This is a genomic window from Priestia sp. Y58 (assembly GCF_029522095.1).
In the GTDB taxonomy this organism is placed as follows: Bacteria; Bacillota; Bacilli; order Bacillales; family Bacillaceae_H; genus Priestia; species Priestia megaterium_E.
In genome coordinates, this window is record NZ_JAKWFL010000007.1 from 204,818 (window position 1) to 220,517 (window position 15,700).

Annotated in this window: 15 protein-coding genes; 9 read left to right on the forward strand and 6 right to left on the reverse strand. The window is 38.2% G+C overall.

Translation table 11 applies throughout. The annotated features are described in order from the left end of the window. The first annotated feature begins 193 nt into the window (after positions 1–193). Complete coding sequence (gene ilvD / locus MMB68_RS20990) at positions 194–1,870, forward strand: dihydroxy-acid dehydratase (RefSeq protein WP_028408385.1); 1,677 nt, start codon at positions 194–196, stop codon at positions 1,868–1,870. A gap of 67 nt (positions 1,871–1,937) precedes the next feature. Here the strand turns inward: ilvD and MMB68_RS20995 are convergent, their stop codons facing one another. Continuing rightward, on the reverse strand, positions 1,938–2,366 hold the full coding sequence (locus MMB68_RS20995) for a GNAT family N-acetyltransferase (protein WP_277549302.1): 429 nt from the start codon (positions 2,364–2,366) through the stop codon (positions 1,938–1,940). 296 nt (positions 2,367–2,662) lie between these two features. Between MMB68_RS20995 and MMB68_RS21000 the strand changes: the two genes are divergently transcribed. Beyond that, on the forward strand, positions 2,663–3,451 hold the full coding sequence (locus MMB68_RS21000; protein WP_221785083.1) for a DUF4240 domain-containing protein: 789 nt from the start codon (positions 2,663–2,665) through the stop codon (positions 3,449–3,451). A gap of 46 nt (positions 3,452–3,497) precedes the next feature. On the opposite strand, the gene MMB68_RS21005 is transcribed toward MMB68_RS21000, so the two are convergent. Beyond that, positions 3,498–4,475: a DMT family transporter gene (locus MMB68_RS21005; protein ID WP_277549303.1), complete on the reverse strand. Its 978-nt coding sequence runs from the start codon at positions 4,473–4,475 to the stop codon at positions 3,498–3,500. Between the two features lie 85 nt (positions 4,476–4,560). Between MMB68_RS21005 and MMB68_RS21010 the strand changes: the two genes are divergently transcribed. Further along, a complete protein-coding gene (locus MMB68_RS21010; protein WP_277447777.1) occupies positions 4,561–5,118 on the forward strand; it encodes a helix-turn-helix domain-containing protein in 558 nt (185 codons plus the stop codon). A 44-nt stretch (positions 5,119–5,162) separates the two neighbouring features. Here MMB68_RS21010 and MMB68_RS21015 read toward each other — a convergent pair whose 3' ends face one another. Both MMB68_RS21015 and MMB68_RS21020 read right to left on the reverse strand, forming a co-directional pair. After that, the gene (locus MMB68_RS21015) at positions 5,163–5,447 is read right to left on the reverse strand and encodes a hypothetical protein (protein WP_028408390.1); all 285 of its coding nucleotides are present in this window, start codon (positions 5,445–5,447) and stop codon (positions 5,163–5,165) included. 95 nt (positions 5,448–5,542) lie between these two features. After that, positions 5,543–5,881, reverse strand: a complete 339-nt coding sequence (locus tag MMB68_RS21020; protein WP_050691151.1) for a hypothetical protein — start codon at positions 5,879–5,881, stop codon at positions 5,543–5,545. 335 nt (positions 5,882–6,216) lie between these two features. Between MMB68_RS21020 and MMB68_RS21025 the strand changes: the two genes are divergently transcribed. The 6 genes from MMB68_RS21025 (at position 6,217) to MMB68_RS21050 (ending at position 13,898) form a co-directional block, all read left to right on the forward strand. After that, on the forward strand, positions 6,217–7,335 hold the full coding sequence (locus tag MMB68_RS21025) for a GAF domain-containing sensor histidine kinase (RefSeq protein WP_277447778.1): 1,119 nt from the start codon (positions 6,217–6,219) through the stop codon (positions 7,333–7,335). 15 nt (positions 7,336–7,350) lie between these two features. Continuing rightward, a complete protein-coding gene (locus tag MMB68_RS21030) occupies positions 7,351–7,989 on the forward strand; it encodes a response regulator (RefSeq protein ID WP_050691149.1) in 639 nt (212 codons plus the stop codon). A 139-nt stretch (positions 7,990–8,128) separates the two neighbouring features. Further along, the gene (locus MMB68_RS21035; protein ID WP_277549304.1) at positions 8,129–8,668 is read left to right on the forward strand and encodes an NADPH-dependent FMN reductase; all 540 of its coding nucleotides are present in this window, start codon (positions 8,129–8,131) and stop codon (positions 8,666–8,668) included. Further along, positions 8,668–9,885: an MFS transporter gene (locus tag MMB68_RS21040; RefSeq protein WP_277549305.1), complete on the forward strand. Its 1,218-nt coding sequence runs from the start codon at positions 8,668–8,670 to the stop codon at positions 9,883–9,885. Before MMB68_RS21035 ends, MMB68_RS21040 begins: the two co-directional genes overlap by 1 nt. A gap of 132 nt (positions 9,886–10,017) precedes the next feature. Next, positions 10,018–13,224, forward strand: a complete 3,207-nt coding sequence (locus MMB68_RS21045; protein WP_221785087.1) for a DEAD/DEAH box helicase — start codon at positions 10,018–10,020, stop codon at positions 13,222–13,224. 17 nt (positions 13,225–13,241) lie between these two features. Next, the gene (locus tag MMB68_RS21050) at positions 13,242–13,898 is read left to right on the forward strand and encodes an MtnX-like HAD-IB family phosphatase (protein ID WP_221785088.1); all 657 of its coding nucleotides are present in this window, start codon (positions 13,242–13,244) and stop codon (positions 13,896–13,898) included. Positions 13,899–13,909: 11 nt separating this feature from the next. Here the strand turns inward: MMB68_RS21050 and MMB68_RS21055 are convergent, their stop codons facing one another. Beyond that, positions 13,910–15,004, reverse strand: a complete 1,095-nt coding sequence (locus MMB68_RS21055; protein ID WP_277549311.1) for an acetyl-CoA C-acyltransferase — start codon at positions 15,002–15,004, stop codon at positions 13,910–13,912. 13 nt (positions 15,005–15,017) lie between these two features. Further along, on the reverse strand, positions 15,018–15,575 hold the full coding sequence (locus MMB68_RS21060; protein WP_045294461.1) for a biotin transporter BioY: 558 nt from the start codon (positions 15,573–15,575) through the stop codon (positions 15,018–15,020). Between the last annotated feature and the right edge of the window lie 125 nt (positions 15,576–15,700).

Consider the following 15,700-nt stretch of genomic DNA (forward strand, 5'->3'; position numbering starts at 1 on the left):
TAAGGGATATATGTATATATTATACTAATTTATGCGGGTGATTTTACTATTTTAAAATAAAAAATGATTATTTTGTCATAAACCTTTACAAACCTTTATGTGATTTGTTAAATTAGTATTTATATTAAAAATTATTAAACAATTTAAAAAGATTCAGTTTTTAATAGGTTAGATGAATACGGAGGGAATTATTGTGGCAGAATTAAGAAGTAACATGATCAAAAAAGGATTCGACAGAGCACCGCACCGCAGCCTACTGCGTGCAGCTGGTGTAAAAGAAGAGGATTTCGGCAAACCGTTTATTGCGGTTGTCAATTCATATATTGATATTGTACCAGGTCATGTTCACTTACAAGAGTTTGGTAAAATCGTAAAAGATGCGATTCGCGAAGCTGGTGGCGTACCTTTTGAAATGAACACTATCGGTGTAGATGACGGTATTGCGATGGGACATATCGGTATGCGTTATTCATTACCAAGTCGTGAAATCATTGCTGACTCAGTTGAAACGGTAGTATCTGCTCACTGGTTTGATGGAATGGTATGTATTCCAAACTGTGATAAAATCACGCCTGGGATGTTAATGGCTTCATTACGTCTGAATATTCCGACAGTTTTTGTTAGCGGCGGACCAATGAAGGCTGGCGTAACGAGCGACGGTCGTAAGATTTCTCTTTCTTCAGTATTTGAAGGCGTAGGAGCTCATCAAGCTGGTAAACTTGATGATAAAGGATTACTTGAATTAGAACAATTCGGCTGTCCGACATGCGGATCTTGTTCAGGAATGTTTACAGCGAACTCAATGAACTGCTTAGCTGAAGCGTTAGGACTTGCTTTACCTGGAAACGGTACAATTTTAGCAGTTGCTCCTGAACGTAGAGAATTCGTTAAGAAATCAGCTAAACAGCTCATGGAATTAATTAAATTAGATTTAAAACCACGTGATATCGTAACAGAAAAAGCAATCGACAACGCGTTTGCTTTGGACATGGCGTTAGGTGGTTCTACAAATACAGTTCTTCATACGCTAGCTCTTGCGAATGAAGCTGAAATTGAGTACCCATTAGAGCGTATTAATGAAGTAGCAGAACGCGTGCCTCATTTGGCAAAACTGGCTCCGGCTTCTGACGTATTTATTGAAGACTTACATGAAGCAGGAGGCGTATCGGCTGCTTTAAACGAGCTATCTAAAAAAGAAGGAGCTCTTCATTTAGATACGATGACGGTTACTGGAAAAACGCTAGGCGAAAACATTGCAGGATGCGATGTAAAAGATTATAACGTTATTCATCCAATCGATAAGCCGTTCACAGAAAAAGGCGGACTTGCTGTATTGTTTGGTAACTTAGCTCCAGACGGCGCGATCATTAAAACAGGCGGTGTTCAAGACGGCATTACTCGCCACGAAGGACCAGCAATTGTATTTGAGTCTCAAGACGAGGCGCTGCATGGTATTGCTAACGGAAAAGTAAAAGAAGGACATGTCGTAGTTATTCGTTATGAAGGACCAAAAGGCGGACCGGGAATGCCTGAAATGTTAGCTCCAACTTCTCAAATTATGGGAATGGGACTAGGTGCAAAAGTAGCACTATTAACAGATGGACGCTTCTCTGGCGCTTCACGTGGATTATCAATTGGTCACGCATCTCCAGAAGCTGCTGAAGGCGGACCGCTAGCATTTGTAGAAGATGGCGACCATATCGTGATTGACATTGAAGATCGTTCGATGAATGTTCAAGTTTCTCCAGATGTTTGGGCAGAACGAAAAGCAAACTGGAAAGGCTTTGAGCCAAAAGTGAAAAAAGGCTATCTTGCAAGATATTCTAAACTTGTAACTTCTGCTAGCACAGGCGGAATTATGAAAATCTAATAGCACAAAAAAGGCTCTCTGCTGAGAGCCTTTTTCTTTACTAAAGTAACTGTGCAAAGAAGCCTTTTTAACACGAAAATTCTTTTTTCATAATAACGTGTGGAATACCGTCTTCCATAAAGACATCAGAAACAGTCTTATAGCCTAACTTATGATAAAAAGGTTCAGCCTGAACTTGACCGTGAAGCTTAGCTTGAGTTAATCTTTCTCTTTTCGCTGCTTCTTCTAAGCTGGTCACCACTTCTTTTCCGAGCCCGTATTTTCTAAATTGCTTTAATACGCATATTCGCTCTATTTTGGCGTAATCGTCTACTATGCGGAATCTGCCAGAAGCAGCTGGTTCATTGTTATAATAAATTAACATATGTTTTGCCGTTTCCTCATGTTCATCAAATTCGTCTTCTAACGGCACTCCTTGTTCTTCAACAAACACTGTTTTACGTATATGGAATACTTCTTCAAGCTGCTCTTTTGTTGTAACATGCTTAATTTTCATTAAAATCCTTCCTTTTCTACGAATTTAGGCTTCTTTTTTTGTATAATAAAAATACGTGATATAAAAAGAGTATAAAGGAAAAATAAAATGTTGTAAATGCAACAAAAAGCAACCAATAAACATTTTACACAAATTTGTGGTCATTACTCACTGTTTAAACGACTTCAGCAATAGTAAGATCAACTGAAACATGTTAAAAAAGCAAAGAAAATGGATTATGAAGCGCTGTGAATCTACATAAATTGTAAAAAGAGAACTATTCACAATAGTAGTGGGATGAAAAAGGGGAATGTATCATGCAAATAACCTTAGTGTATAAAGATGAGCAATCGAATAAATTTTGGAAAGTTGAAAGAAGAGACAGCAAGTTAGTCATTCACTTTGGAAAAGTTGATACAGCCGGTCGCATGCAAGTGAAAGAGTTTGCTTCCGCAGAAGCTTGTGAAGCAGAAGCTGAAAAGCTGATTCGTGCAAAATTGAAGAAAGGATATAAGCCTTTAACTTGTTCGATGCAAGTAATGAAAGACAGCACGATGTCAGAGGCTCTCTTTTGGGAACTGATAAAAAAGGCGAAGACAAAATTAGATGTCGATGAGCAAATGGAATGGCTCCGCTCCACGCTAGCGAAGCGTTCTGAAAAGGACATTTTTCGCTTTGATCAGCTATTAAATCAGCATTTTGATCAATCCTATACTTCTTCATTGTGGGCAGCAGCTTATATTGTAATGGGCGGTTGTTCAGATGATTGTTTTGATTATTTTAGAGCGTGGCTTTTATATCAGGGAAAAGACATATATTATAAAGCGATTGAATCTCCTGAGACGATGATTTCTGTACTTAAACCACTAGAAGCAGAAGGCTATGCTCCTCAATTAGAAGAATTACTTTCTGTAGCGTGTGAAGCTTACGAAGAAAAGACAGGTTTAGATAACGACTATTATTATGATAAATATGACCAGTTTGACCCAGTGTGGTACGATGAGCAAGATTTGGATCTTGATTGGGATGAAGATGATGAGGATGGTTTACAGATGCGATTCCCTGTGCTTTGGAGCCGCTATTGGAACAATCATCTCGAATATTAAAAAGAGGAGATGGAAACCTTTAAACAGATTTTCATCTCCTCTTTTTTTATTTTGATAGAGTACGGGACGGGGGGGTCTGAGATAGTTTTGTTTTTTTGTTTAGCATACTATTTATGATCATTCCGATTACAATTATCGTCATACCCGCTAACGCGCTCCCTGTTGGCATACGGCCATTTAATAAAAACACTTCGCCAAGAACGGTAAAAATCATGCTGCCTGATTGAGTTGCTTCAACCGCTCCAAGCAAACCTAAGTTTTCTTTTGCCAAGTCTGTTGCGTAAAAGAACGTCATCGTAGCAATTACACCTGAACTCATTGCCAAGAGAAAGGCTTGAGAAAATTGGGGAGCACTCGGAATACTTGTAGTAAAGAAGCCGTATATTGCGTAAATAATGCTTAGCGGAATGCTTCCTAACGCCATTCCTAACACACGTTGGAACGTATCGAGCTTTCCGCTGCATATTTCCATCATTTTTCGGTTTCCAAGCGGGTATAAAAATGCAGCGACAACAACAGGTAGAAACCCTAGAATAAACTGCATAGCCGTAATATTTTCTGCTTCTTTTACCTGCATAAGAATCACGCCTACTAAAATAAACGCTGAAACGCTAAGTGTTTTTAGCGGAATTTTCCCTCTTGCTTTTTTATATCCTTCTGCAGTTTGAACTTTTATAAAAAACAAAGGGGAAAGAAGGGCTCCTGCTAGAATGGTCACTTGCCACGTTCCTGCCACTAGCCATGATGGTCCGAAAAGTGAGGAAAAACTTAAGAGAGAATAAAAGCCTACTCCTGCAAGTGTACCCCAGCCAAGCCAAGCCCACGGATGTTTTTTCATTTCTTTCCACAGAGTCGTAAATTTCTTTTGCAGCAGCACTAAAATTAGTAAAATAGGAATAGCGAATAAAAAGCGGAGGGATGCAGTCCATGCCCAACTTGTTCCAGATATATTCATTGCTCGGTTGACGATAAACGTAGCGGAAAAGAACATGGAAGATAATAGTCCCCATATTATTGCTTTCATTGTTTACCCTCCTTATTAAATATATTATAATATGTTAATTACTCAAAAAAGTTTATCATAATATATATCAGAAAGGAAGGAAGAAATGCATACGAAAGAGATGATTAAAAAAGTAGGCAGTGAATTACGGAAAATCAGGATGCAAAATCATTTGACGCTGGATGAACTGGCTGAAAAGACAGGAGTCAGCAAACTCACATTAGGAAAAATTGAAAGAGGAGAGACCAATCCTACTTTAGGGGTGATGTGGAAAATAACCACAGGTTTAAATATTCCTTTAACCAAATTAGTATCAGTGGAACCTTCAGTATCTCTATCTAAGTGCGGAGAAGGTTTTTCTCTCAAAGGACCAGATGAAGCTTGGAAAATCGAATTTATATTTCAAAACCAAATGGATTCGACGATTGAAATGTACCGAGCATTTCTTTCTCCTCTCGCTACATACTGTCCCGAACCGCATCACAAAGGATTAATTGAAGTAGCAACGGTAATGGAAGGAAGAGTTGAAATAAAGATCGAAGAAGAGGTATACGAGTTAAAACAATTTGATTCGGTCAAATTTGAAGGAAGTCACACACACTCATACAAAAATCTCGAAGAACGTCCCGCTGTGCTGCATCTACTGGTAAAATATGCGCAATAAAGCGGCAGAGCCGCAGTAAAACGAACCATAAAAAATGATTCGTTTTACTGCGGCTCTAATAGCTGTTTATTCATCAGCTTGTTTTGATAGCTAATATATTTTTTTACTTTAATGATACTTAATGAATATTCTTCAATCAAACGGTGGATAGATTGAACCATACACTCTGGGTAATGATGTTTTTTCTGTAAATACACTTTATACTTTCGAATTTGTCTTTCGAAATATAAAATAACTTGTTCAGGCGTTTTTACCAGTAACGATTGCATATATTCATTTACTTGCGTTTCAAGAAACGAATAGCGATTTGTGATAAAAAATGTCTTCATCTTATTTTCCTCCCTATATGTTAGTGGTACAAAAAAGAAACCCTTGTGCTAGGATTTCTTTTTTGCTTTTTATTTGAATCAGCTGTGCGCAACTTTTAGGCACTGATACTTGAAATCGAAGACTCTCTATATTTTTTTATTTTGCATTTTATATATGTAGGCGTTTCGCCGAAAAGATTTGCTACGTGTGTAATAGCTCCATAATACGTTTTAGCATCCATCATTTCTTTATTCACAATATAGTCATACAGGGATGATTCAATATCATCAACGAAAGCTAAAATGTGACGCTTTTCGAATAGGAGTTGATAAAGTTCATTAATTAAGTATGGGCTTTGATCAAATTTGTCTTGAAGCTGCTCTACTCGGTACTTTGTCATAGGCACTTCACACAAGATAATGTATCGTAACTCTTCTAAAAATAATTTATTCATCTTTCTCACATCCCTATTCTGTTAATAATTATATAATAGCACTATGTCTTCATATTTGGAAGCGTTTTCAATGCATTAATTTTAATATTTTTTCTTCTCATTTCCTTTCGTTTTTTCTTTTCTTACGTGAATTATCTGTAGTATAGTTCGTTTTACGTAAAGACTCTAGCTAATTGTTAAACTACCTGACATACTTTTTGTGATTTTTATTATTGATGTCAAAAACTCTTACATACCTAAGCGGAAACACCTTAAAAATAACGTCCTATGAGCCGGAATCGTCTTTAATTGTGATAAAATAAAAAATGGAAAATACATCATATAGGAGAGAGGCTATGGAAAAAGATCATATTTCAGAGCTTAAGATTTTAAAAGACATTGCCGAGATTTTAAATGAAGGCACTAACTTACATACAATGCTTCACGATGCTCTTTTAAAACTGCTGCAAATAACAGATTTACAAACAGGATGGATCTTTTTTATTGACGAAAATGGAAAACATGAGATGATTGCCGCTCAGCATTTGCCGCCGGCTTTACTAAATAAAACCGCTCAGCCTATGTGTAACGGAAGCTGCTGGTGTGTTGATCGGTATATGGATGGCCGGCTTCAAAAAGCGTCTAATATTATGGAGTGCAAGAGACTTGAAGATTCCGTCATTCATGAGTGGGGAGATACACACGACATTACTCATCACGCAACGGTTCCTTTACAAGCGGGGGATGAGCGCTTTGGATTATTAAATGTAGCTGCCCCTCATAAAATTCATTTTGAACAGCGAGAGCTTGATTTATTAGGATCTGTCGCTCTTCAAATTGGCACGGCTATCAAGCGGATTAAGCTGACTCAATCTCAGCAGGAAGTAAAACTTATTGAAGAAAGAAACAGACTGGCCAAAGATCTTCACGATTCTGTTAATCAGCTGTTGTTTTCGATTAATGTCACAGCCAAAGCCGGAAGCAGCTTAGCGAAAGATGTGCAGTTAAAAGAGACTTTTTCCTTAATCCAAGAAACCGCTCAGCATGCTCAAGTAGAAATGAAAGCATTAATTTGGCAGCTTCGTCCCCAAGGATTAGAAAACGGCATTGTCAGCGCGTTAAAAAGCTATGGTCAAATGCTAGGTCTTAACGTAAAAGAACAAATTAAAGGAGTGTCCGTTTTGCCTGCTGTGATTGAAGAGACACTGTGGAGAGTCGGACAAGAAGCTTTTAATAATTGCCGAAAGCATGCGGGTACGGCAGAGGTACATCTAAACGTAAATATAAGCAAAGAACAAGTGATCATGAAAGTCCGAGATAGCGGCAATGGGTTTATGTATAGTGATTCAGCAGAATTGCCGACGCTTGGGCTAAAAACTATGCACGAGCGAATAAAAAGATTAAATGGAAAACTATCTGTTACAAGCAGCATAGGAAACGGAACGGTTGTGGAAGTATCTATTCCTCTTTCATAACGGAAAGGAGCGCACATGAAAATAAAGATTTTAATCGCAGATGATCACCATGTCGTCCGAAAAGGACTAGTCTTTTTCTTACAAACGCAGCCCGACTTAGAAATTGTAGGAGAAGCTTCTAACGGAGAGGAAGCTTTAAAGTTAGCGACATCCCTAGAGCCCCATATTGTTTTAATGGATTTATCGATGCCGGTTCTCGATGGAATTGAAGCAACAAAAGAATTAAAAAAACAAGCACCGCATATACAAGTCATGATTTTAACAAGCTTTTCGGATCAAGACCATGTGATACCGGCACTAGAAGCTGGAGCTTCAGGCTATCAGCTAAAAGAAAGTGATCCAGATGAACTTGTAGCAGCTATTCGAAAGCTAATGAACGGAGAAAATCAGCTTCATCCAAAAGTCACCACACACTTGCTAACACGGTTAACCAAAAGCAGCGAAAAGAAAGTCAATTTTATTGACCACTTAACGAAACGAGAAAAAGACGTATTAAAAGAAATTGCAAAAGGTAAAAGCAACAAAGAAATTGGTGCGTCCTTACATATTACAGAAAAAACAGTAAAAACACATGTATCTAATATTTTATCAAAACTCGGTGTTCAAGACCGCACACAAGCTGCTCTATATGCTGTGCAGCACGGCATTTCCTAGCCTACGACTTTAGTTGTAGGTTTTTCTCTGTGCTTCTCCGTCTATATTGGTAGCTTTCTTTCTATCAATAGCATGACGAAAAAAAGTTCAAACATCCCTATACTATACATATAACCAAACGACAGAGGAGTAGATAAGCATGAACATACTTATTATCAATGGAAGTCCTAGAGAAACAGGCCGAACAACACAAGTGACGAGAAAGCTTCACAAAAACTATCAAAGTTCTTTTCTAGATTTAAGCCAATTATCGCTTCCTATATTCACAGGTGAACCTCATCAGTATGAAACAGAAGAAGTACAAGAGCTGATTAAAAAAATAGAAAAAGCAGATGGTATTTTGCTTGCGACGCCCGAGTACCACGGAGCTATGAGCGGAGCGTTAAAAAACGCGTTGGACTTCTTAAACAGTGCGTATTTTGCGCATAAGCCCGTAGCACTTTTAGCAGTATCAGGAGGAGGAAAAGGAGGCATTAATGCTTTAAATAACCTTAGAACCGTTACACGCGCTTTGTATGCGAATGTCCTATCTAAGCAGTTGGTATTAGACCCTGCAGACATCGTGGAAAAAGGGACTTTACGAAAAAATGCAGCTGACGGAATTCATGAATTAGTTAATGAGCTGACTCTGTATACACAAGTGTCTAAGCAAATTTTAGAAGCTAAGCAAAATGTTTGATGAAGGCGCTTTATAAAGACCGTCGCTTTCAAGCCGTAGTTGCTGCTAATATTTTGTCCTCTATTGGTTCCGGTATTACGATGCTTGCCATTCCTTTACTGTTAGTTGCATCTCCAGATGGAAATAGATTATTTGGCACGATTATGCTGATTATGACGGTGATTAGCTTTGTGGCTACTCCGTATATAGGTGTTCTTATTGATCGAATGTCACGAAAGAAAATGCTGCTAACCGTAGAATTGATAGGTTTTATCACGGTCATGTTATTTGTAATCGTCGGTTTTGTTACAGATTATTCAACGATTCACTTCGTCATTTTGTACGGAACCGGAAACCTTTACTACACGTTTTTTTATCCAACGATTTTTGCGTTAAATCAAGAAGTTTTTTCAAAAGATGCGTTTCACTTATTAAACAGTATCATGGAAATACAAGGTCAGCTATCGAGTATGCTTGCAGGAGCTTTGGCGAGTCTAGTCATTACTCGTTGGTCGCTTCAATGGATTTTAACAGTCGATGCAGCTACGTATATAGCTGCATTCCTTTGTCTATTGAGTATTCCATATAAACAAAGCAGGGAACGAAGCGACAAGAAACGCACTGCTATGAAAGAAGGTTTAACATTTATAAAAAAAAATCGCTCGGTCTCTCTTTTTTTACTGCTTTCTTTTATGCCTTTCATCGCTGTGATGATGACGAACTATTTATTTCCTATTTATCTGACTCAAGAATTAAACGCAAGTCCAGCAGCATATGGGATTGAAAGTGCTGTGTATGGTTTCGGGGCGTTAACGGCAGGGGTATTTATCGTATCTATTATGAAAAGAACAGGCACAGAGCTAGCGATTATGCTGAATATAAGCCTTTTTGCACTCGGAATATCTATCATCTTCTTTATGAAGCTTTTGCCCATTTATTTTTCTATTGTGTTTCTTCTTGCTTTTGCAAATGCAGGTACAAGAGTAGCTCGAAATACGTTTATGATGCAAAAAATACCAAATATCATCGTGGGAAGAGTCGACAGCTGTTTTCGCTTTATTACGTTAGGAATTCGGATTTTACTGATTTTCTTCTTTACGTACGTTACGGCTAACGATCGTATAGGACTGGCTTTTTTAGGGCTGAGTCTGCTTTTATTATCATCGGCTGGAGCGGGCTGGATACTCTACAAAAGAAAACAGCGAAAACAGTCTGCACTGCTTAAGAGTGTTTTATAATGTCTGTTGCATGTTATAATAGAAGAATTGACAAATAATGTTCAACGTTTATGACGTTGGACATTATTTGTTCTGAATAGAAATTAAACAGCAACAGCATTGACTGTTATGCGATTGGAAGATTGTGAAGCGATGATAAATAAAACATTAAACAAAGAACAATTAAAAGATTCGTACTCAAGCAGAACGTACTATAGAGGACACACGTATTACAAGCAGGGGCGTGTGCTTGATTTGGAATACAATGAACAGACCACTACGTGGACAGCATCTGTTCGAGGTGCAGAAATGTATACGGTAATGGTTGAACAAAAAGGAAATTCTTTTTATTCTTTCTGCGATTGTCCTGCTTATCACGAGTTTTCAGAATGCAAACACGAAGTAGCTGTTTTATTAACCATTTGCGATGAGCGCGCAAAGCCCCAGCCAATTAAAACAAAGCCTTTTCGCCAAAGCAAAGAATACGAAAATGTAAATCATTTTATCGACTTATTTTCGAGCTATCAGCAAACCATAAGTGACCATAGAAAATATGCCGATAAAGATCCGTTGAAAGTAGAATTTATTTGCAAGTCTTACTCAGAAGAATTTTTACGTTCAGAAGGAATGTACGTAGCGCTTGAAATGAAAGTGGGCGTCGACCGGACGTATGTAGTAAAAAACATTCAAGAATTTTTAACAGACGTTAAAGAATTCCAAACTCATGAATTTACCAAGCGCTTCGAATATGACCCGGCGGAACATTTTTTTATAGAAGAAGATAGAAAAATCATTGAGCTGCTGATGGATATTATGACAAATGAATCATTTTATAAAAATTCTTATTCCATGTATCGTTCGTCTGCAAATAACAGAGAACTAATCATTCCCTCCATCATAGCCAAAAAGTTATTTCAATTGCTTAAAGATCGGAACTTTACATTTATTCATGACGGGCACTCATATGAAAATATTATCTTTGCTGAAAGCTCAGCTCCTTTTTCATTTCAAATAAATAAGCATTCGGCAGCTGGATTTGAGCTAGACTTTACGGAACTTCATCAAGCTTCATTTTTTGATCGATATGGATGGTTATTTTTAAACGGGACGTTTTATGAGCTATCTCAAGATCAGCGAATGCTTCTTGAAGGACTTCGAAAAACGGCGCCTTTAAAGCCAGTCGTACCTATAGCAGAAGAGCAGATGGGCAATTTTTTATCTCACGTCGTTCCAGGACTAAAAAAAGTGGGGAAAGTAGATATCGCAAAGGAAGTATCTCATCAGATTATTGCACCTGAACTAAAAGCAAAAGTATTTATTGACCGTGAGGATGAACAGCTGTTTGTGACGCTTCGGTACAATTACGGAGAGATTTCAATTAATCCATTTTCACCTCAACCTGAAAAGTACGATAAAATCTTAATACGAGATTTAGAAAAAGAAGATCGCGTCATGGACTTAATTGAAACAGCTCCTTTAAACATTTATAAAAACCAGCTGTATTTAAATCAAGACGAATACTCTCTATATGAATTTTTGTTTCATATTGTTCCAAAGCTTGATGAAATAGCAGATGTGTATATTACGGATGAGATGAAAGACTATGCCTATACGGATTTTTCGGATCCGGTAACAACGGTTGACATCAAAAACAGTAATGGGTTATTAGAGATCAATTTTGACTTAGGAGGCATTGATCATCAGACCGTTCAAGATGTTTTAAAATCTGTTTTAGAAAAGAAAAGCTATCATCGTCTAGATAACGGTGCGTTTATCCCTCTTGAAAATGAGGGCTTTGAACATATTCAAAATCTGTTTCGTGAGCTGAACGTAACGGAAAAAGATTTAAAGGATAACTCATTGCAAGTACCTTTATACAGAGGAATGCAAGTGGAAGAAATTATGAGTGCAGGTGATAAATCAGCGGCTAAGTTTGGCTCAGCATTTAAAACATTACTTACACAGCTCAAATCTCCAGAGGAGATGGATTGGGAAGTACCGGAATCCTTACAGGCATCCCTGCGTGATTATCAGCGTAATGGATTTAAGTGGTTTAAATCTCTGTCTCACTACTCTTTAGGAGGCGTACTGGCTGATGATATGGGGCTTGGAAAAACGCTTCAAAGCATTGCCTATATCTTATCTGAAAAAGAGCTTGATGAAGACAGCAGTGCCTTTTTAATTGTTGTGCCGGCTTCCTTGATTTATAACTGGCGCAACGAATTGGAGAAATTCGCACCGAATTTAACGGTTCAAACCATTACAGGAACGCCGAGCGAGCGTGAGGAGAAGCTAAAACGCACAGCTGACGTATGGATTACATCTTACCCAACGCTGCGTCAAGATATCGATTTGTATCAGCATCTTCATTTTCATGCTTTAATTCTAGATGAGGCTCAAAGTATTAAAAATCATACAACGAAGACAGCAGTAGCTGTTAGGACTATTTCAGCTAAAAAACGTTTTGCGCTTAGCGGTACGCCTATTGAAAACTCACTTGATGAGCTTTGGTCAATTTTCCAGACCATTCTTCCTGGCTTATTTCCAGGGCTTCGCCAGTTTAAAAACATGTCATCGGAGCAGGTCGGCCGAATTGTAAGACCATTTTTACTGCGACGAGTAAAAAAGGATGTGTTAAAAGAACTGCCTGATAAAATTGAAACAACTCATTTATCTGAGCTGACTAAAGAACAAAAAGAGTTATATGTAGGCTATTTAGAGCAATTAAAATCATCTTTAGCCGGTGAAGATTTTAACAAAAACCGAATGAAGATCTTGGCGGGATTAACAAGACTTCGCCAGATTTGCTGTCATCCGTCTTTATTCGTTGAAAATTACGAAGGGGATTCAAGCAAATTAGAGCAGCTGCTTGAGATTACAAGAAATGCGGTTGCCAATGGAAAACGTTTGTTAATCTTTTCTCAGTTTACAAGCATGCTTCACATTATTCGAGAAGAGCTTCAAAAAGAAAATCTCTCATACTTTTATTTAGACGGTCAAACGCCATCAAAAGAACGAGTGGAAATGGCGGATCGGTTTAATAATGGAGAACAAGACATTTTCTTAATTTCATTAAAAGCCGGAGGCACGGGTTTAAATTTAACGGGAGCCGATACGGTTATTTTATATGACTTATGGTGGAACCCGGCGATTGAAGAACAAGCGGCAGGACGTGCACACCGCATTGGACAAAAAAATGTGGTGCAGGTCATCAAGCTTATTTCTCAAGGAACCATCGAAGAAAAAATTTACGGCTTGCAGCAAAAGAAAAAAGAACTCATCGAACAGGTTATTCAGCCGGGAGAAACAATGCTTTCTAGCTTGACAGAAGAAGAGCTTCGAGAACTGCTTAGTATGTAGCAAAGGACGTGTAAGGAATGAAAAAATGGGCGTTTGTATCAGATTTTGATGGAACAATTTCAAAAAAAGATTTTTACCGGATTGTGATTGAAAAGTATTTTCCAGAAGGTGAAGAACTTTTCCACCGATGGAAAGCAGGAGAAATGAAAGATATTGATTTTTTATCTACTGTTTTTCAATCCATTCACCAAGAAGAACCGAAAATTTTAGAAGAAGTAGCGAATATTCCAATTGATGAATACGTGCCCGCTTTTATTAAAGCTGTTCAGGAAAACGACGGAGATTTTTATATTTTAAGCGCTGGAACAACGTACTATATTAAACCGATTTTAGATAAATACGGTGTTGAAAAAGTGGAAGTTTATTCGAATGAAGGCTATTTCCATCAAAACAACGTTCACTTGCATCTAGACCCTGCTCACAGATGGCATTCAGAACGCTACGGCATTGATAAATCGGCTGTTATTAAAGAACTAAAAGAGACATACGAAACGATTTATTTTGCTGGGGACAGCGAGCCGGATTCGCATCCGGCAAAATATGCAGACGTCACATTTGCAAAAGATTCTTTGCAAGATTTACTGCGCGAACAAAACGTTTCATTTGTTCCGGTTGAGACATTTAAAGATATTGAGCAATATTTAATACAACACAACGTGATAAGAAAAAGATAAAAACAGCGGTATTATTTGATTACTTCAAATAATACCGCTGTTCCTATTCCGCCTCCGCTTCCTAAAGACGCTATGACATATCGCACGTCACGGCGCTTGCTTTCATAAAAAAGACGCGTAGCTAAAATAGCTCCCGATGCTCCGTAAGGGTGTCCTAGCGTCAACGCTCCTCCGCGAATATTTACTTTTTCTTCTGATATCCCCAGTTCTTGCATACAAGCAACAACTTTAACGGCAAAGGCTTCATTGATTTCAAATAAGTCAATATCATCTACCGTAAGAGAATTTCGCTTCAAGACATTTTTAATCGCAGAAACGGGCGCAATAGCAGGGTAAAGAGGTGACACTCCTGAAATATCAGCGTCAATAAAACGCAAAACGGGCTGAAAGCCTAAAGCGCGTGCTTTTTGCTCTTCCATCACAAGCGCAATGCAGGCTCCGTCGTTAATTCCACAGCTGTTGGCTGCGGTGACGGTGCCTTCATTTTTTAAAAAGACGGGGCTGGCTTTTTGCAGCAGTTTTGTTAGGTTTCGTTTTTTCATAAATGCTTCGTCGTGCATCACGTTTGGAAGAGGAAGCGTTTCTTCTTCAAATAATTCTTTCTCAAAAGCCTCCCAGCTTCTTTCATGACTTAAAAGAGCATATCTGTCCTGCTGATCTTTAGATATATTGTATCGCTGAGCTACGTTTTCTGCTGCGATCCCCATGTCAGGGTCACCAATTTTATCAGGAGAAAAACGTGCTCTTTTTTCAAAAGGAGAAGTACTTGTACTTTCAACGCCTCCAGCTAAATAACACGTTCCAGCGCCTGCTTTTATTAAATAGCTGGCCATTCGAATCGCTTCTAAGCCAGCTCCGCACTGACGATCAATGGTCATTCCCGGGATAGAAAAAGGGAGGTCTGCTTCTAAAGCGGATAGCCTAGCTACGTTTCCTCCTGGACCTACAACATTCCCTAAAATAACGTCATCAATTTCATGTTCAATTCCAGCGCTAAGGTGTTTTAATAAAGGAGCTGCTAGCTCTTGAACGTGAAAGTTTTTAAGTGCGCCGTTTTCTTTTCCAATCACTGTACGCTTCGCTTTTACAACTGCTGCCTGGTAGATAGTCATCACTTCCTTACATAGAAGCCGTATTGGAACGACCAGTTACGGTTACTACTTTTCGGACTTTTGTAATTAAATAAGCTGCTATGATTGCTTTTATGCAGTCACCGGGAATATAGACTAAACTTAATTGAAGAGATTTCCAGAACGGTATGTGAAGCAGCATCGCTTGTACAGGAATGCCAAAAGCGTAAACTAGCAAAATTCCAAACAGGACATTTGTTATGAATACCTTTGTAAACGTAAGGTTTTTCAACTTGGATAGTGTCCATCCTATAAAGAAAGCTGCAAATATATAGCTGATTAAATAGCCAGCACTTGGACTAAAAAATACGCTCATACCACCGCGCCCTCCAGAAAGCAAAGGGACTCCTACAGCTACTAAACATAAAAAAATAAATTGGCTTAATGCGCCTAACCTAGCCCCAAGAATACCTCCTGCCAGCATAACTCCCATCGTTTGAAGAGTAATAGGAACGGGAGTAAATGATAGGAAAATAGGAGGAACAAGCCCTAGCGCTCCCATTACAGCCGTAAATAAAGCAACGTATGTCATATCTTTTGTTTTCATCGTAAACCTCCTTTATGTATGATAAAACATGATTATCTTATCTTATTAAACTTAAATTAGTCAACTTTATATTTTTATAAGTTTACATTTTTCTTTTCTCAAATCTACATTTACGGTACACTAAA